This is a genomic window from Caulobacter sp. DMC95 (assembly GCF_056313785.1).
The window spans coordinates 171,966-188,178 of the sequence record NZ_JBQUZP010000002.1 but is presented as its reverse complement, the minus strand read 5'-3'; the positions used below and the strand labels follow the sequence as shown (position 1 = coordinate 188,178).

Sequence of the window (16,213 nt, the reverse complement as noted above, 5' to 3'; positions counted from 1 at the left end):
CACGGACGGAGGGCTAGGGGACCTTTGGGGGGCTGAAGGAGTTTCGCTGATCGTGTCCGCCGCCCTGACCCTTTCCCTGCTGCTTTCCGCACAAGCGGCGCCCCTGCCGCCCGGCTCCCTCGGCGTCGCGCCGGCCCAGGACGAGAGCGCGGTGGTCGCCGAGCTGACGATCATGGCCAAGCCGCCGGGTCCTGCCGTGTGGCTGGTCGAAAAGGACGGCGCCAAGCTCTACATCCTGGGCTCGGCCCCGCCGCTGCCGCATCAGCTGAAATGGAATAGTCCGCGCCTGAACAAGGCCTTGTACAAGGCCAGCCTCGTCCTGGTTCCGCCCGAGGCGGCGGTCGGCGTCACCCAGATGGCCGGCTTCGTCCTCAAGTTCGGGGCCGGTCTGCGCCAACCGCTCGGCAAGTCGCTGGAGGACCAGCTTCCGCCCGACCTGAAGGCGCGGTTTGTCGAGTCCCGCACCCAGGCGCGCAAGGGCGCGGGCGAGTACAAGAACTGGAAGCCGGCGGTCGCCGGGTTCCTGCTGCTGTCGGATTTCCGCCAGGCCGCCGGCCTCTCAGAGGCCAAGCCGGTCAGCACCGTCGAGCGCATGGCCAAGACGCGGAAGCTGAAGGTCAAGGCGGTGGGGCAGTACCGGATGAGCGCGGTCACCGCCATCGCCGGCAAGCTCTCGCCCGAAGACCAGCTCTATTGCCTGCGGGTGGCCCTGGACGAAGTGGCCTACGACGGCGCCCATTCCACGACGATCGGTCGGGACTGGGCGGAAGGCGACCTGGCGTCGGTGCGCGCCCGCTACCGGGCCAGCGCCGCCCAGCGCTGCCTGACCCACGTTCCGGGCGGCCCGGCCTTGCTGGAGAAGGGTTTGGCCCAGACCACAGAGGCGATGACCGAAGCGCTGAAGCGGCCTGGGGTCACAGTTGCGGTGGTGGATCTGGGCTTCCTGCTGCCGGCGGATGGCGTTTTGGATCGCCTCAAGGCGCAGGGCGCGACGATCACCTCGCCCGTCGAATAGGTTGGCGAGTTGACGCTTGCCGCCGGTGGCGATCAAGCTCCTGGCGGGAGGATGAACCGATGAAGACGATGATCGCCGCGAGCGTTCTGGCGTTGCTGGCTTCGGGCGCGGCGCGAGCCGAGGTGACCGACGCCCAGCCCAGCGGATTCCAGGCTCGCCATCAGGTGGTGATCGCTGCGCCAGCGGCCGCCGTCTGGGCCGTGCTGGTCCAGCCCTCGAAGTGGTGGGCCTCGGCCCATACTTGGTCAGGTTCGGCCGCCAACCTGTCGTTGGGCGCGGCCTCGGGCGGCTGTTTCTGCGAGCGCCTGCCGAGCGGCGGTTCGGTTCTGCACATGACCACCATCCACGCCGCCCCGGGCCAGAAGCTGGTGCTGAGCGGGGGGCTCGGGCCCTTGCAGTCGTCGGGCGCTACGGGCGCGATGACCGTCGTCCTGGCTGAGAAGGACGGCGCCACCGCCGTGACGGTGACCTACGATGTTGGGGGGTACTTCAAGGGCGGCCTCGACAAGATCGCGGCGCCTGTTGACATGGTGTTGGGCCAGCAGGTCCAGGGGCTCAAGGCCGCTGTCGAGGGGCGGTAGGACGCCTTACGACGCCTAAAGAGAAACGCCCGCGAACCTCTCGGTCGCGGGCGTTTTCGTTTCGTTGTGAGGCGAACGCCTAGGCGGTCGCGGCCACGTTATCGTCGCTGGCGCCGAGCAGAGCCATCTGCAGGCGCGAGCGGTCGCGACGCGCGGCTTCCAAGGCGCCTTCGGCCAGGGCGGCCTCGGAGGTGAGGCGCTCGATGGTCGCCTGCAGTTCGGCGACCTTGGCCTCGTGATCGCGGCGGGCCTGATCTTGCGCTTCCTGCATCGCATCGAGGCGGGCGCGCAGTTGCTGAGCGCGTTCTTCGGCGCGCTTGAGCGCCTTTTCCTGGGCGACGGCGCTCTTGGCCAGTTGGTCGGCGCGTTCAATGGCGGTGGCGCGGGCGGTGTCGACGCCGGCGTGGCGCTGACGCAGGCCGTCGGCCTCTTCTTCCAGGGCGCGGATACGGTCGAGGGCGCGTTCCAGCGCGACATTGAGGTCGCCGGCGCGGCGTTCCACCGCCTTTTGCTGGGCGCTGGAGTCGGCGAGACGGGCCGAGATCTGGCCGTTCATCTCTTCCAGCTTGTCGGCGCGACCGGTCGCGGTCTCCAGGCGGGTTTGCAGGGCCGAGATCTCGGCGCGGTTGGCCTCGACCTGGCTTTCCAGGCCGCGGATGGTCCGACCGCTGTCGGTCTGGTGAGCGGCCAGGGCGTTCTCGACGGCCTGCACCCGCGCCCGTTCGGCGGCGAGCTGAGCCTCGAGGTCGGTTTCGATCCGCGAAAGACGAGCCAGATCCAGGCCGGCCTGATCGACGCGCTTCTTGAGCGTGGCGGCTTCCTCGCCCAGCAGGGCGTTGTCCTGGTTGGCGCGGGCCAGAGCGGCCTCGGCGTCGCCGCGACGGGCGTCAATGTCCTGGGCCTGGATCCGCAGGCCCTCGACGTCTTGCACCAGGTGCTCGATGCGGGCGGTGGCGTCGCGCAGCGAGGCGTCGAGGCTGGAGACCTTCAGGTCCGACTGCAGCAGCGCGTTGCGCAGGCGGTCGATCTCGAGGGCGTTGTCCTCTAGCGCCGCGTCTTGGGTCTGACGGCGGGCCTCGGACTCGCCAAGGGCGGTTTCAGCGGCGGCGAGACGGGCGGAGACCTCGCGCTCCTCGGCCTGGATCAGGGCGATCTGGCGCTGGGCCTGGTCGAGATTGGCGCGGACGGCGATCAGTTCGGCGTGCTCGGCGCGGCGGGCTTCGAACTCCTGGCTGACGGGGCCACGGATCTCGGCGATCAGCGGCTCGATGGCCTTCAGGTGCTCCATGACCCGGCCGATGCTGTCGAGGCCGCCATGGATGGTTTCGTAGCGTTGACCGATGGCCTGGGTGGACTCGATCTGGTGCTGCATCGCCTCGGAACGGGCTTCCTCGCCCAGAACGGTCGGCTTGCCGTTCTTCGTCTCGCGCGCGTTCTTCGACAGCAGTCTCATTCGGCCCACCTTCGCCCCATGCGAGTCCTCGGCGTCCTCAACGGGACGGCTCGGCGGACGCCGCGAATCTGTTACCCAGAGGTTAACAACTTAGTTTACGGACAAGATGAATGTCGAGGGGCCGACGCCGCGACCGGGCGTCGCGGCAGCGCTCAACCGTCCGAATTCTGGGGACGGAGCGCGGCCTCGGCCGCCAGCGTCCGGGCCACCGCCGACACAACCGCCGCGATGCGCAGCGCCGCCTGCACTTGGGCGGGCTCTACGCCTCGCTCGCGTAGCGCGGCTTCGTGGCTGTCGAGGCATGCGCCGCAGCCGTTGATCGCCGACACGGCCACGCAGAAGAGATCATAGGCCACAGCGCCCACTCCGGCGTGGTCGAGCGGGTTCAGGCGAAGCCGGGAGGGCAGGGCCTGATACTCTGACGGCGCCATCACGTGCAGCGCGCGGAAATAGACATTGGTCATCGCCATCGTGGCGGCCGCCTTGCGGGCGGCGAGGTTCGCCTCGGGGCTCAAGCCGGCGGCGGTGGCGGCCGCGTCGATCACCCGAAGCGTCTGTGGCTCGCCGACGGCGCAGGCGCTGGCCAGCAGGCAACCCCATCGCGCCTCGGGATCCAGCGCAGGATCATCGACCACCAAAACGAGATTGGTCCCCAGGTCGCGGGCGTACTCGGGCAGGCGTGCGCGCAGGGCGTCGATCGACACGTGATGCTCCATGGCCATCGATGACGAGATAGCATCGGGTGGAGCATTCGTCCCGGTCCGAGCCGCGAGGGGGAGGCGGTCGGACCGGGAGGCGCCGGACATCCGGGTCGGGGTGGGGAGACATCACCGGACGCGTCGACGGTCGAGTTGTAGATTGTGGCTGGCTCGCGGTCCAATCGATAGTTTTTTGAGAATGGATAGATCGGGCCTATATGCAGGGTCATGCTTCTGCCCACCCTGCGCCAACTCCAGTATTTGAAGCTCCTGTCCGAGCACGGCTCGTTCAGTCGCGCCGCCGAAAACGCCCACGTCACCCAGCCGACCCTGTCGGCGGGGATCCAGGAGCTGGAGAAGATCCTGGGCGCGCCAGTGGTCGATCGTGCTCGGTCCGGCGTGATCCTGACGGCGGCCGGCCAGGAGGCCGTGCGACGAGCCGAGGACATTCTGGCCCGAGCCGAGGATCTGGTGCAGGCGGCGCGCGGCGCGGGTCAGCCGCTGGCCGGGCGGTTCCGGCTGGGCGTGATCCCAACCGTGGCGCCCTACCTCCTGCCGCGCGCGCTGCCGGTGCTGCGCGACCGTTTTCCCAAGCTGAAGCTGTTCCTGCGCGAGGACCTGACCCACCGACTGATCAGCGCGCTGAAGACCGGAGCCCTGGACGCGGCGCTGATCGCGCTGCCCTATGACATGAGCGGTCTCGACTGGGCCCATGTCGAGGATGACGAGCTACTGGCCGCCGCACCGGCCAATCATCCGATGGCCGCCTCGACCCAGGTGGATCCCGACAGCCTGGCCGGCGAGGACCTGATCCTGCTGGAGGACGGACACTGTCTGCGCGACCATGCACTGGCGGCCTGCGGCCTGGAGCCGCCGCGCGGCGTCGGCGAGGAGGAGACCTTCGCGGCCACGTCCCTGCCGACCCTGGTGCAGATGATCGGCTCGGGCCTGGGCGTTTCGTTCCTGCCCAAGATGGCGGTTCAGGCGGGCCTGACCGACAAGGCCGCCGTCACGGTTCGGCCTCTGGCGACCGAGCACCCCAGCCGCGAGATCGTCGTGGCCTGGCGCGCGGGCTCCAGCCGGGGCGTCGAGGGACGCCTTCTGGCGGACACTTTGCGGCAAGCGGTCTGATCGATCCTAGTGGGTGTGTGAGATTGGACCCTCGGCCCGCCCTTCCACGAACTGCCGCACATAGGGATTGTCGGTGGTGGTCAGCTCCGCAGCCGGCCCGCGCCAGATGATCTTTCCGTCGTGCAGCATGGCGATCTCGTCGCCGATCGTTTGAGCCGAGGCCAGATCGTGGGTGATCGACACCGCCGTCGAGCCCAGACGACGCACCTGGTCGGAGATCAGCTGGTTGATCGCCGCCGCCGTGATCGGATCAAGGCCGGTGGTCGGCTCGTCGAAGAACAGGATCTCCGGCTGGGCGACCACAGCGCGGGCGAGGCCGGCGCGCTTCTGCATCCCGCCCGAAAGCTCCGACGGGAAACGATTGGCGACGTCGGGGGACAGGCGGACCTGCTCCAGCGCTTCGATCGCCCGTTCGCGCGCCTGGCGGCGGGGAACGCCGTCGGCGTTGATCAAACGAAACGCGACGTTCTCCCAGATGGAGAGGCTGTCGAATAGCGCCGCGCCCTGGAACAGCACCCCGACCCGCGAGAACAGCTTGCGGCGCTGGTTCTCGGACAGGCCGACGACGTTCTTGCCGTCCAGCTCGATAGCCCCCGCTTCGGGACGCAGCAGGCCGAGCGCAGTCTTGATGGTGACCGACTTACCCTGGCCAGAGCCGCCGATGATCACGAGCGAGCGGCCCGGGGCGACCGACAGGTCAAGCTGGTTGAGAACCTTGCGATCCCCGAACTGCTTGGTGACGCCCTTCCAGGCGAGTTTCGGAACCGGACTCGTCATGACATGTGCGTGAAAAGGGTGGTCAGGAGATAGTCCGAGGCGAAGATCAGGATCGCCGAGGAAACCACCGCGTGGGTCGTAGCGCGGCCGACGCCGCGCGCGCCGCCTGAGGCGTTGTAGCCGTGATAGCAGCCCATTAGGGCCACGATGAAGCCGAACACGGCCGCCTTGATCAGGCCCGAGACGATGTCCCAGCTTTCAAGGAAGTTGATGGTGTTGCGGACATAGACCGTCGGATTGAACTCTAGCACCCGCGTGGCCACCAGCCAGCCGCCGGCGATGCCGATGATGTCCGCCACGGCCGTCAGAAGGGGCAGGGTCAGCACCGCCGCCAGCAGGCGAGGCGCGACCAGATAGCGGAAGGGGTCGGTCGACAGGGTGCGCATGGCGTCGATCTGCTCGGTCGCGCGCATGGCGCCGATCTCTGCGGCGATAGCTGCCGAGACGCGGCCCGCCAGCATCAAGGCCGCCAGCACAGGACCCAGCTCGCGCGTAATGCCCAGCGCCACGATCTGCGGCATGACCTGCTCGGCGTTGAAGCGGCCGCCGCCGGTGAAGATGTTCAGCGCCAGGGCCGCGCCGGTGAAAATGGCGGTGAGGCCCACGACCGGCAGCGAGAAGAAGCCGATCGCCACGATCTGTCGCCGCAGCTGGCTGACGAACCAGATCGGCGTCAGGGCGGCGATGACGCCGCGCACGGCGAAGACGCCGACCGCTCCGACCATGCGCACGGCGGCCAGGGTCGAGCGGCCCAGCGCCTGGACGGGGTGGGTGGCGACCCGCTTGGCCGCCTCGGCCGCGGTCATGTCAGTAGCTCTCGGCCGGTTGGGTGGCCGGATTGGCCGCCTCGGGCGTCGGTGCGGCCGCAGCCCCGCCTTGCGGCCGGATCACCGAGCCGATCAGGCCGAACAGGTCGACCGCGCCCTGGGTGTTCTCGATCTCGCCGCCCGGCTTCAGGTCCTCCAGCGCGCCGCCCGGCGCGATGGCGACATGCGCGCCGCCCAACAGGCCATCGCTGGTGATCTTGGCGGTGGAGTCGGCAGGAAGCTTGACGGTGGGGTCGATGCTCAGCTTCGCCACCGCCAGATAGGTCTTGGACTCCAGAGTGATCTCCGAGACGGTCCCAACCTTCACGCCGGCCACGGTGACCGCCGCTCCAGGGGCCAGCGAACCAGCTTCGCCGAACTTGGCGCTGATCTCATAGTCGCCGCGCTTCATGTGAACGCCGCCGACCGTCAGCGAATAGGTCAGGAACCCACCCGCCAGGGCGAGGACGACGACCCCCATGGCCGTCTCGGCCCACTGTTCGCGCAATGCCATATGCCGTTGTCCTTCCAGTTCGGGTTGCGTCTAGCGACGACCCGAGCCGCCCTTCTGAAGCTGGTTGGTCAGCACGTCGATGTTGCCGCCCGCGTTATCGATCGTCGACACGAAGTCCTGTTGCTGGGTGATCGCCAACCAGACGCCCTTGAACTGCACATCGACGACCTTCCAGGTCCCGCCATTGTTGAGGACGCGCCACGAGACGGGGACGGGCTGGCTCAGCTGGCCTCCGGCGACGACGGTGTTGACGATCACGTCGCCCGGCTTGCGAACGACCGAGCCGGTCACCTTCAGCTGCTCGCCCCGATAGTCATCGATGCGGCTCTGGTAGACGTTCTCGGCGTAGGCCCTGAAGACCGGCGTGAAGCGTGCGCGTTGGTCCGGCGTGATGGTCCGGGCGTACTTGCCCAGTACGAAGTTGGTGATGCGCGGCACGTCGGCCAGCTCATCCACCGCCTGGCGGAAGACCTGCTTCTTCTGCGCTTCGCTCATGCTCTTGTTGGCCAGCACGCTGATCACGCGCTGGGCCTTAGTCTGAACGAAGGCCTCCGCGCCGGGATCGCGCGCGCCGCTTTGGGCCAGGGCCGGGCCGGCGATCGACAGCGTCGCGGCGCCGACGAAAGCCAAAAGCGCGGCATTGGCGCCGCGCCGGGTGAGGAAGGTGTTTCGCATGGTTTTACCGGGAAGGATCATGGATTGGCCGCTGCGGGCGATGGGGTCGGTTCCGGCGGCGCGTCGAAATCGGGCAGCGCCTCGGTCTCGCCCGTCGCTTCGCGGATGAACGCCTCGCGATACTGAGCGTAGGCGGATCGGGTGGTGACATAGGGGTCGGCGGCGTCCTTCAACGCCTCGTACGCCGAGTCCGTCGAGGCGCGCAGGTCGACCACGGTGACCGCTGTGCGGGCCTTGCCGAAGTCGGTGTCGAAGCCGCCGACGAACAGCGAGACCGGATCGGTCGCGATGTCGAGCGCGCGGCCAACGCCGTCGCGAACGTTCAGGGGACCCATCAGCGGCACATAGATATAGGCGCCGGGGCCCGCGCCCCAGCGACCGAAGGTCTGGCCAAAGTCGGCGCCGCGCGGCGGCAGGCCGATCTTGGCGGCGACATCGAAGAGGCCCAGGACGCCGACAGTGGAATTGACAACGAAGCGGGTGCTTGAACGTACGGCCCGACGTGGCTTGGCCTGGAGAACCTGGTTCATGACCGTGTTCGGCTCGCCCAGATTATAGATCGCCGCGCTCACGCGATCGCGCACGAAGCGGGGCGTGACGGCCATGTAGCCATGCGTGACTGGCGCCAACAACGCCCGGTCCAGTCCCATGCCCAGCTTGAATGAGGCCCGGTTCAGGCCCTCCAGCGGGTCGTTGGGGGCCGGTCCGGCCGCAGAAACGGGCTGGGCTTCGGCCTGCGCATGGGCGTTCGACGCCAGGGCCAAAAGACCGGCGGCCGCCATCGCGCCAACGGCGACGCGATGTCCGGGACCTTGTGGCCGCGCGCTTTGGGACGGGTCGCGCAAGCGGATGCTCCTGCTTCTCATAGGCGCCATGTATTCACGACGCCCTCCGTATCAAGATTAAGGCCGACTATTTCGGTTACGCTTGAACGCCCGAGCGCAAATCGTCAGGTCGGCGCCGACTCGGTCGCGCGCGCCGCGAACCATAGGATGTGGTCGACTGACGGGCGCACTGGAAGCCCTGGAACGCGGGGGAGGGCACGGTTTGTCGACAAGCGTGGCGCCGGCGCCGCGGCGGTCGATATGCGACTCTATTCAGATATAACGAAATGCGCTCTTGACGATCCGTCATTTCGATATATCTGTAATTCCGATATAACGAAACAGGATCTAAAACATGTTTGGACGACATCATTCATATCGCGCGGCGTGGGGCGGCCATGGCGGCCAGCATCACGGCCGGCATCCCTTTGGCTTCCACGGCCACCATCACGGGCCCCGGGGGCGCGGCGGACGCATGGGCCGCTTCTTCGAGCACGGGGACCTGCGCTTCGTGGTGCTCAAGCTGATCGCCGACAAGCCCAGCCACGGCTACGAGCTGATCAAGGCCATCGAGACGGCGGCGGGCGGCGCCTACACGCCCAGTCCGGGCGTGGTCTATCCGACCCTGACCCTGCTCGAGGAGCTGGGCTATGTGGTCGCCAGCGAGGCCGGCGGCGGTAAGAAGCTCTATACGATCACGCCGCAGGGCGAGGCGTTCCTGGCCGACAACGCCCAGCCCGTGCGATCGCTCTTTGAACGCATGGCCGAAGCCGCCTCGACCAGCGCGGCCTTCTCGCCGCAGATCCTGCGGGCGCGCGAAAACCTGAAGACGGCGCTGCGGCTGAAGCTGCATGGCGGTCAGCTGACGACTGAGCAGATCGCCGGAATCGCCAAGGCGCTCGATGACGCCGCGGCGACGATCGAGACCCTTTGAGGAGCCCGCGATAATGGAAAGCCACGCTCGCGTCGCCACCGACAAGGCGGCCCGCTACATGACCCAGCTAGCCAAGCACTGGAGTCACAAGTTCGAGGTTCGCTACGACGACACGTCAGCAGATTTCCCTCTGTCGCTGGGCCTCTGTCGCATGACGGCCCATGGGGATGGTCTCGACATCACCGTGGAGGCCCCCGACGAGGCGGGGCTAGCCAGGCTGGAAGATGTGGTCGCCAAGCATCTCGATCGTTTCGCCTTCCGCGAGGGCGAGCTGACATACGGCTGGACCCGGGCGGCGTGACGCCCAGGGCCCTTAGTGCAGGCCCCTCAGGAGGTCGATGCGCCGCATCGCCTTGCCCGGAAGCTCCGAGATCCGTCCCAGCGGCAGGGCCTCGGCGACGCTTCGGACGCCATAGACCGCGTGCCGCACCAGGGTCGGCACCGAGGGCGAACCCAGAAAGCCGAACACCACGCGCTGCTGGGCGTTGGAGAGCTCTCGCTTGAACCTGTAGTCGCCCGTCCCAAGATCGAGGCGCTTGTGGGGCGTGCCGTCCATGCTCTTCAGGATGTCCTGGAAGAGCATCATGCCCGGCGAATAGCGCTCGAGGTCAGGATTGTGGGCGATCAGCCAACCGTGGATCGTGTGCTCGCCACGAAGGTGGAAATGAACGGCCGCAAGACGCTCGCCCAGGTGCAGCGTGTAAAGCGCCCCGCCGAAATCGGCGTCGCGGCGCGCGAAAAGGTCATCCAGAAGCTTGTTGACCCACGGGGCCTTGAAGAGGTCGGTCTGGTGGGTGAGCAGCAATTGCACCCGCTTCCAGGCCATCAGCTGATCGAAGGCTGACCGGCTCTGCGACATCGCGGTGAAGCGGCAGGGGCCAACCTCCCGCTCGGCCTTGCGGCGCTTCTTGTCGATATCCTTCAGCGCACCGACCCCAGCCGCCTTGCGCTCGGCGGCGTAGGCTTCGTAGCCGTTGGGGGTTTCGACAACCCAGCTGTCGGTCTGGCCGCGGGCATGGCGGCCCAGGGTCTCGTCATCGGCCATCATGTGACAAAAATCGATCCTGCCGACGCCCAGCGCGTGCAGCAGCTCGCGCGGGTCCATGGTTACGCCGGGCGCGGAGATCAGGGCCTGATAGTCGCACATCGGCGCGCCGACGGGCATAGCCACGTCCTGACGCACGCGGACGGGCAGGTAGGCCAGCGCCTGCCCTTCGGGTCCGCGCTGGATCGCGACCTTGACCTGGTCGCCCTTGTCGCCCTGAGCGCGGGCGACGGCCAGCGTCCATTGCGGCGACAGGAAGGGCGAGTCGAGACGCGTCTGGCCATGCTGAAGCTGCGTCCACCGCACGCGGTCGGCGTCCGAGATATCCAGCGCTTTGACGATTTCGATGGGCAAAGAAGCCAGTCCGACAGAGAGAGTCGGCGCGGAGTGTGAGCCCGAGAGATTGCCTTAGGGTTGACGAGACGTCGTTCTGCAAGACTTGGCGCCGCTCGTCTCTCCTTAAGGGCGAGCGGCGCCAGCCTTGTCAGTCCATCAGCTTGCGCGTCAGATAGACGTACTCCAGCGCCTGGCGACGAGCGGTCTCGGCGAGGTTTGCAGCGCCGGCGTGACCGCCGTCGATGTTCTCGTAGTAGAGCACCGGATAGCCCAGCTCCATCAGGCGCGCGGCCGCCTTGCGGGCGTGGGCGGGGTGGACGCGGTCGTCCTTGGTCGAGGTCTCGATGAAAACCTCGGGATACTTCTGACCGGCCTTCAGGTTGGAGTACGGATCGTACTTGGCGATGACGGCGCGTTCCGACGGGATCGCCGGATCGCCGTACTCGCCGACCCACGAGGCGCCCGCGCCGAGCTGGCTGTAGCGGATCATGTCGAACAGCGGCACCTGCACCACAATGGCGTTGTAGAGGTCAGGCCGCTGGGTCAGGGCGACGCCCATCAAGAGGCCGCCATTCGATCCGCCCATGATCCCAAGCCGACGCGGCGAGGTGATCTTGCGGGTGATCAGGTCCTGCGAGACCGCGAAGAAGTCGTCATAGACCTTCTGGCGGTTCTCCTTGAGACCAGCCGAGTGCCAGGCCGGACCAAACTCGCCGCCGCCCCGGATATTGGCCACCACATAGACGCCGCCGCGCTCCAGCCACAGCTTGCCCATCACGCCGGAATAGCCGGGCGTCATCGGCACCTGGAAGCCGCCGTAGGCGTAGAGCAAGGTTGGGGCAGAGCCGTCGTACTTCACGCCCTTGGGTCGCACGATGAAGTAGGGGATTTTGGTCCCGTCGGTGCTGGTCGCCTCGAACTGCTCAACCACATGGGTCGAGGCGTCGAAGCGCGCGGGCGAGGCCTTGACCTGTTCCAGTTTCAGCGAGCCGGCGTCGGCCAGCCAGTAGGTGGTCGGCGTCAGATAGCCCGTGACGGTGACGAACAGGCGGTCGCCCTTGTCGTCCGACGAGCCCAGGCCGATCGAGCTGTTGGCCGGCAGGTCGAGGGCCTGCGCTGTCCAGCCCTTGGGGCCGTGGGTGAACACCTTGGCCGCGCCCTTGACGTTGTCGAGCATGCCGACCACCAGCTTGGTGCGGGTGGTCTGAACCTGCTCCACCGACTGGCGGTCGGTCGGGCGCAGCACCAGCGTGGCCACAGCCTTGTCCGGCGTCGCCTTCAGCTTGGCCAGATCGAAGCTGATCAGGTCGCCGGTCTTGAAGCCCTTCGCCGGCCAGTCCTGCTCCATCAGCACGACCATCTGGCCGTCGACATAGCCCTGGATCGAGCTCTTCAGCGGCAGATCGAGCTTCACGGGCTTGTCGCCCTCGATCAGATAGGTCTCGCTCTCGAAGAAGGTGACGCCGCGCGTGGCCATGACCGCCACCACCTTGCCGTCGGCGTCGCGCAGCACGAACGGGCTGACCGAAACGTCGGTCTCGACGCCGCGATAGACCTCCTTGGCCTGGTCCAGGGGCTGCCCGCGCTTCACAGCCTTCAGCACATAGGCGTAGCCGGACTTGGTCAGCTCGCCCGGCGTCCACTCACGGCCGACCAGCAGGGTGTCCTTGTCGAGCCAGGTGTAGTTCTGTTTGCCCTCCGGCAGTTCGAACCCGCCCGGCACGAAGCTCTTGGTGGTGGTGTCGAACTCTCGAACCGTCACGGCGTCCTTGCCGCCGTTCGACAGGGTGATGAGGCAGCGGGTGTCGTCCGGCGGCAGGCAGTTGGCGCCCTTGAACACCCAGTTGGCGTTCTCGGCCTTGGTCAGGGCGTCGATGTCGAGAATCGTCTCCCAGGCGGGCTCGACGGTGCGATAGCTGTCCAGCGTGGTTTTGCGCCAGATTCCGCGCACGTGGTCCTTGTCCTGCCAGAAATTGCGCAGGGAGCCGTCGCCGGCGAACGAGACGCCGGGCACGCGGTCCTTGGCGTTCAGAATGGTCAGGGCCTTGGACTCAAGATCGGCGTAGCGCGGGTCGCCCTGCAGCACCGGCAAGGACCGCGCGTTCTGGGCCTTGGCCCAGTCCATGGCGCGCGTTCCTTCGATCTCCTCCATCCAGATATACGGATCGTCCTTGCCCAGTTCCGACAGGGGCGTGCGGGCCTCGGCGGCGGGCTTGGGGGTATCGGCGGCGATCGCGGGGGTCAGGGTCATCAGACTCGTGGAAGCGAGGAGGGCAAGCAGCGACTTACGCATTTAGTGATCCATCAACTGGCGCGACAGGTAGGTGTAGTGCAGGGCCCAGCGACGGGCGTTGGCCTTGGGATCGGCTCCGTTGGCGTGGCCGCCGTCGGTGTTCTCGAAATAGAGGTTATCGACCTTCAGGTCGTCCAGGCGCGCGGCGAACTTGCGGGCGTGACCGGGATGGACGCGGTCGTCCTTGGTCGAGGTGGTGATGTAGGCCAGCGGGTATTTCACGCCCGCCTTCAGGTTCTGATAGGGGCTGTATTTCTCGATCCAGGCGCGCTCGGCCGGGATGGCCGGATCGCCGTACTCGCCGATCCACGAGGCGCCGGCGGGCAGCTGGGTGTAGCGGATCATGTCCAGCAGCGGGCTTTCCACGATCACCGCGTTCCAGAGGTCCGGTCGCTGGGTCATGGCCACGCCCATCAGGAGGCCCCCGTTCGAGCGGCCATAGGCGCCGAGGTGGCGCGGCGAGGTGATCTTCTTGGCGATCAGATCCTCGGCCACGGCGAAATAGTCGTCATAAGCCCGCTGGCGGTTGGCCTTCAGGGCCGACTGGTGCCATTCGGGCCCGAACTCTCCGCCGCCCCGGATGTTGGCCACGGCGTAGCTGCCGCCGCGTTCCAGCCACAGCTTGCCGATCAGCGGGTCATACACCGGCAGTTTGGACAGGTTGAAGCCGCCATAGGCGTGCAGCAGCAGCGGGTTCTTGCCGTCGTGCTTGTGGCCCTTGGGGTGGATCAGGAAGTAGGGGATCTTGGTCCCGTCCTTGGAGGTGGCGACCTTCTGCTCGACTTCGAGCTTGGTGGCGTCGAACTGGGCGGGCTGGGCCTTGACGGTCTGGGCGGTGGTCCCGGTCGCGTCGGCCAGCTTGAGCTGGGTGGGCGTCGCAAACCCCTCGTCGGTGTAGAAGACAAGGTCGCCATCGTCGGAGTGCGAGCCCAGGGTGACGGCGGCGTTGTCGATGACGGGCAGGTTGGTCTTGACCACGCCGCGCTCGCCCCGGTTCTCCAGGCTGACCAGCGAGCCCCGGACGTTGTCATAGACGACCGCGACCACGCGGTTGTCGGTGACGGTCGCCTGAGCGATCGACTGGCGCGGGCCTGGCGAGAGGAGGGCGCACGGGTTGCAGCCGTTGGACGTCACGATCTCGCTGCCCGGGCGCAAGCGTTCGGGCGTCGCCAGCGCCAGGCTGCCGGCCGGGATGGTGACCCCGGCGAAGGTCCACGGCTCTTCGGTTTTCACGACCAGAGAACCGTTCAGCATGCCGATCACGCCGCCCTGCTTGGGAAGGGGAAGCTGCGCCAGACCCTTGGGCGTCCACTCGAAATAGAGGCTGTTGAAGAAGTCGCTCGCCTGCTCGATCAGGACGACGCGGTTCCCCTTGGCGTCGCGGATGACGTTCGGGCGCACCGAGACGTCACCCTTCTGGCCGCGATAGATCTCGACGGCCTGGTCTAGCGGCTGGCCGCGCTTCAGGGTCTTGACCACCATGCCGTAGCCGCTGTCGGTGGTCGTGCCCGGACCCCAGTCGCGGGTCAGGATCAGGGTGTCGGGGTCAAGCCACTCGATCGACTGCTTGCTCTCGGGCAGGACGAAGCCGCCGGCCGCCGGATCGACGAAGCTCTTGGTCGCAAGATCGAACTCGCGGACGGTGACGGCGTCCTTGCCGCCATTGGACAGGTTTACGAGGCAGCGGTCATGGGTCTTGGGGCGGCAGTCGGCGCCCTTCCAGATCCAGTTCTTGCCCTCGGCGGCGGCCAGTGCGTCCAGATCGATCACCGTCTCCCACTGGGGACCAGCGTTCTTGTAGGACTCAAGGCTGGTGCGCCGCCAGACGCCGCGTATGTGGGTCGCGTCCTGCCAGAAGTTGAACACCGTCTTGCCGACGAAGTTCGGCATGGCGATCCGGTCCTTGGCGGCGAGGATCTTCAGAGCCTCGGCCTGCAGGCCCGCAAAACGCGGATCGCTTGAGAGCAGCGGCAGGGTCTTGTCGTTCTGCGCCTTCACCCAGGCGAGGGACTCGGGGCTCTCGACGGCCTCCAGGGCCAGGTGAGGGTCCTGCGCCTGGGCTCGCGCGGAGCCGGAGGCCAGGAGGGCGAGGGCGAGAGCGGCGGCCGAGCCGTGGCGGAGCTTGATCATGGCGCGGGACGGTACCGGACATTCCGTCGCGCGCCAGCCCACTTTTCGCACGTCTTGAGCCAGTAACGGCCCGCGCGTGGTCGATCATGCCCCGCGTCGCCGCGTCCCCTGACTTGGCGAGGCTTTTCCACTATATAGCCCGGCCATGAGCCGCACCTTCCTGAAGATGAACGGCCTGGGCAACGACTTCGTCGTGATCCAGACCCTCACCGAACGCTTCGATCCGACCCCTGAGCAGATCCGCGCGATCGCCAAACGGGACGGGGGGATCGGCTGCGACCAGGTCATCGCCATTGACCCGCCAAGGGCCGAGGGGGCCTCGGCCTATGTGCGGTTCTGGAACGCCGACGGCGAGGAAGCCGGCGCCTGCGGCAACGGAACCCGCTGCGTCGCCTGGCTCCTGATGCAGTCGGCCGGCAAGGACGCCGTCACCTTCGACACGGTGGCGGGGCGCCTGTCGGGTAAGGCCGCCGGCGACAAGCTGGTCACCGTCGACATGGGGCCGCCGGGCCTGGACTGGACCCAGATCCCCCTCTCCGAAGAGATGAACACCGAGCGCGTCGAGCTGCAGGTCGGCCCGATCGACGCCCCGCTGGTCCACACGCCGGTCTGCGTCTCGATGGGCAATCCGCATGTGGTGTTCTTCGTTGAAGCGCCGGCGACCGACGCCTTCGCGACCGGCACGGGCTCGCTGGTCGAGCACCATCCGCTGTTTCCGGAAGGCGTCAATGTCGGCTTCGCGCATGTCGTCTCGCGCGATCACATCCGCCTGAAGGTCTGGGAGCGCGGCGCGGGCCTGACCCAGGCCTGCGGCACGGGCGCTTGCGCGGCCCAGGTCGCGGCCGTGCGTCGCGGGCTCACCGATCGCAAGGCGCGGGTCGAGTTCGACAGCGGTTCGCTGACCATCGAGTGGCGCGAAAGCGACGGCCACGTGATCATGACGGGCCCGATCACCATGGAATACGCCGGCAAGCTGCCGGAGTCGGTCGCGGCCTAGGGAT

At 67.4% G+C, this 16,213-nt stretch carries 15 protein-coding genes and 1 pseudogene; 6 read left to right on the top strand and 10 right to left on the bottom strand.

Annotation, left to right across the window (positions count from 1 at the left end):
* Positions 1 to 46: 46 nt before the first annotated feature.
* Both ACT53N_RS04820 and ACT53N_RS04815 read left to right on the top strand, forming a co-directional pair.
* A complete protein-coding gene (locus tag ACT53N_RS04820) occupies positions 47 to 1,015 on the top strand; it encodes a TraB/GumN family protein (RefSeq protein WP_476063392.1) in 969 nt (322 codons plus the stop codon).
* 59 nt (positions 1,016 to 1,074) lie between these two features.
* The gene (locus ACT53N_RS04815) at positions 1,075 to 1,596 is read left to right on the top strand and encodes an ATPase (protein ID WP_476062834.1); all 522 of its coding nucleotides are present in this window, start codon (positions 1,075 to 1,077) and stop codon (positions 1,594 to 1,596) included.
* A 79-nt stretch (positions 1,597 to 1,675) separates the two neighbouring features.
* Here ACT53N_RS04815 and creS read toward each other — a convergent pair whose 3' ends face one another.
* Both creS and ahpD read right to left on the bottom strand, forming a co-directional pair.
* Positions 1,676 to 3,049: a crescentin gene (gene creS / locus ACT53N_RS04810; protein ID WP_476062833.1), complete on the bottom strand. Its 1,374-nt coding sequence runs from the start codon at positions 3,047 to 3,049 to the stop codon at positions 1,676 to 1,678.
* 152 nt (positions 3,050 to 3,201) lie between these two features.
* Positions 3,202 to 3,753, bottom strand: coding sequence for an alkylhydroperoxidase, AhpD family (gene ahpD / locus ACT53N_RS04805; RefSeq protein WP_476062832.1), 552 nt, complete (start codon positions 3,751 to 3,753; stop codon positions 3,202 to 3,204).
* A 222-nt stretch (positions 3,754 to 3,975) separates the two neighbouring features.
* Between ahpD and ACT53N_RS04800 the strand changes: the two genes are divergently transcribed.
* Complete coding sequence (locus ACT53N_RS04800) at positions 3,976 to 4,878, top strand: hydrogen peroxide-inducible genes activator (RefSeq protein WP_310213986.1); 903 nt, start codon at positions 3,976 to 3,978, stop codon at positions 4,876 to 4,878.
* 6 nt (positions 4,879 to 4,884) lie between these two features.
* Here ACT53N_RS04800 and ACT53N_RS04795 read toward each other — a convergent pair whose 3' ends face one another.
* Genes ACT53N_RS04795 through ACT53N_RS04775 form a run of 5 tightly spaced genes read right to left on the bottom strand, consistent with a single transcriptional unit; the run spans position 4,885 to position 8,525 of the window.
* Positions 4,885 to 5,655, bottom strand: a complete 771-nt coding sequence (locus tag ACT53N_RS04795; protein ID WP_476062831.1) for an ABC transporter ATP-binding protein — start codon at positions 5,653 to 5,655, stop codon at positions 4,885 to 4,887.
* Positions 5,652 to 6,461 (bottom strand): MlaE family ABC transporter permease, encoded by an 810-nt coding sequence (locus ACT53N_RS04790; protein WP_476062830.1) that lies wholly within the window; start codon positions 6,459 to 6,461, stop codon positions 5,652 to 5,654. Before ACT53N_RS04790 ends, ACT53N_RS04795 begins: the two co-directional genes overlap by 4 nt.
* Position 6,462: 1 nt before the next feature.
* A complete protein-coding gene (gene mlaD / locus ACT53N_RS04785; RefSeq protein ID WP_476062829.1) occupies positions 6,463 to 6,975 on the bottom strand; it encodes an outer membrane lipid asymmetry maintenance protein MlaD in 513 nt (170 codons plus the stop codon).
* Positions 6,976 to 7,005: 30 nt separating this feature from the next.
* Positions 7,006 to 7,671 carry an MlaC/ttg2D family ABC transporter substrate-binding protein gene (locus tag ACT53N_RS04780; protein WP_476062828.1) on the bottom strand — a complete coding sequence of 222 codons (666 nt, stop codon included), beginning with the start codon at positions 7,669 to 7,671 and terminating at the stop codon, positions 7,006 to 7,008.
* Positions 7,668 to 8,525, bottom strand: a complete 858-nt coding sequence (locus ACT53N_RS04775; RefSeq protein WP_476062827.1) for an MlaA family lipoprotein — start codon at positions 8,523 to 8,525, stop codon at positions 7,668 to 7,670. The genes ACT53N_RS04780 and ACT53N_RS04775 overlap by 4 nt, the downstream gene beginning before the upstream one ends.
* A 304-nt stretch (positions 8,526 to 8,829) precedes the next feature.
* Between ACT53N_RS04775 and ACT53N_RS04770 the strand changes: the two genes are divergently transcribed.
* Together ACT53N_RS04770 and ACT53N_RS04765 are read left to right on the top strand one after the other, a co-directional pair.
* Positions 8,830 to 9,408, top strand: coding sequence for a PadR family transcriptional regulator (locus tag ACT53N_RS04770; RefSeq protein WP_476062826.1), 579 nt, complete (start codon positions 8,830 to 8,832; stop codon positions 9,406 to 9,408).
* Between the two features lie 13 nt (positions 9,409 to 9,421).
* Complete coding sequence (locus tag ACT53N_RS04765) at positions 9,422 to 9,709, top strand: DUF2218 domain-containing protein (RefSeq protein ID WP_476062825.1); 288 nt, start codon at positions 9,422 to 9,424, stop codon at positions 9,707 to 9,709.
* Positions 9,710 to 9,721: 12 nt separating this feature from the next.
* On the opposite strand, the gene ACT53N_RS04760 is transcribed toward ACT53N_RS04765, so the two are convergent.
* The 3 genes and pseudogenes from ACT53N_RS04760 to ACT53N_RS04750 form a co-directional block, all read right to left on the bottom strand.
* The gene (locus tag ACT53N_RS04760) at positions 9,722 to 10,807 is read right to left on the bottom strand and encodes a GNAT family N-acetyltransferase (RefSeq protein ID WP_476062824.1); all 1,086 of its coding nucleotides are present in this window, start codon (positions 10,805 to 10,807) and stop codon (positions 9,722 to 9,724) included.
* A 130-nt stretch (positions 10,808 to 10,937) separates the two neighbouring features.
* Entirely contained in the window at positions 10,938 to 13,082 is a 2,145-nt protein-coding gene (locus tag ACT53N_RS04755) for a prolyl oligopeptidase family serine peptidase (protein WP_476062823.1), read from the bottom strand.
* A pseudogene (locus ACT53N_RS04750) lies at positions 13,083 to 15,343 on the bottom strand (prolyl oligopeptidase family serine peptidase).
* A 14-nt stretch (positions 15,344 to 15,357) separates the two neighbouring features.
* Between ACT53N_RS04750 and dapF the strand changes: the two are divergent.
* Positions 15,358 to 16,209 (top strand): diaminopimelate epimerase, encoded by an 852-nt coding sequence (gene dapF, locus ACT53N_RS04745; protein WP_476062822.1) that lies wholly within the window; start codon positions 15,358 to 15,360, stop codon positions 16,207 to 16,209.
* Positions 16,210 to 16,213 lie beyond the last annotated feature (4 nt).

Excerpts from the sequence above, each read along its gene's own strand:
- ACT53N_RS04815 (WP_476062834.1), top strand. The coding sequence starts at position 1,075 with ATGAAGACGATGATCGCCGCGAGCGTTCTGGCGTTGCTGGCTTCGGGC.
- creS (WP_476062833.1), bottom strand. The coding sequence starts at position 3,049 with ATGAGACTGCTGTCGAAGAACGCGCGCGAGACGAAGAACGGCAAGCCG.
- ACT53N_RS04800 (WP_310213986.1), top strand. The coding sequence starts at position 3,976 with ATGCTTCTGCCCACCCTGCGCCAACTCCAGTATTTGAAGCTCCTGTCC.
- ACT53N_RS04795 (WP_476062831.1), bottom strand. The coding sequence starts at position 5,655 with ATGACGAGTCCGGTTCCGAAACTCGCCTGGAAGGGCGTCACCAAGCAG.
- ACT53N_RS04790 (WP_476062830.1), bottom strand. The coding sequence starts at position 6,461 with ATGACCGCGGCCGAGGCGGCCAAGCGGGTCGCCACCCACCCCGTCCAG.
- mlaD (WP_476062829.1), bottom strand. The coding sequence starts at position 6,975 with ATGGCATTGCGCGAACAGTGGGCCGAGACGGCCATGGGGGTCGTCGTC.
- ACT53N_RS04780 (WP_476062828.1), bottom strand. The coding sequence starts at position 7,671 with ATGATCCTTCCCGGTAAAACCATGCGAAACACCTTCCTCACCCGGCGC.
- ACT53N_RS04775 (WP_476062827.1), bottom strand. The coding sequence starts at position 8,525 with ATGGCGCCTATGAGAAGCAGGAGCATCCGCTTGCGCGACCCGTCCCAA.
- ACT53N_RS04770 (WP_476062826.1), top strand. The coding sequence starts at position 8,830 with ATGTTTGGACGACATCATTCATATCGCGCGGCGTGGGGCGGCCATGGC.
- ACT53N_RS04765 (WP_476062825.1), top strand. The coding sequence starts at position 9,422 with ATGGAAAGCCACGCTCGCGTCGCCACCGACAAGGCGGCCCGCTACATG.
- ACT53N_RS04755 (WP_476062823.1), bottom strand. The coding sequence starts at position 13,082 with ATGCGTAAGTCGCTGCTTGCCCTCCTCGCTTCCACGAGTCTGATGACC.
- dapF (WP_476062822.1), top strand. The coding sequence starts at position 15,358 with ATGAGCCGCACCTTCCTGAAGATGAACGGCCTGGGCAACGACTTCGTC.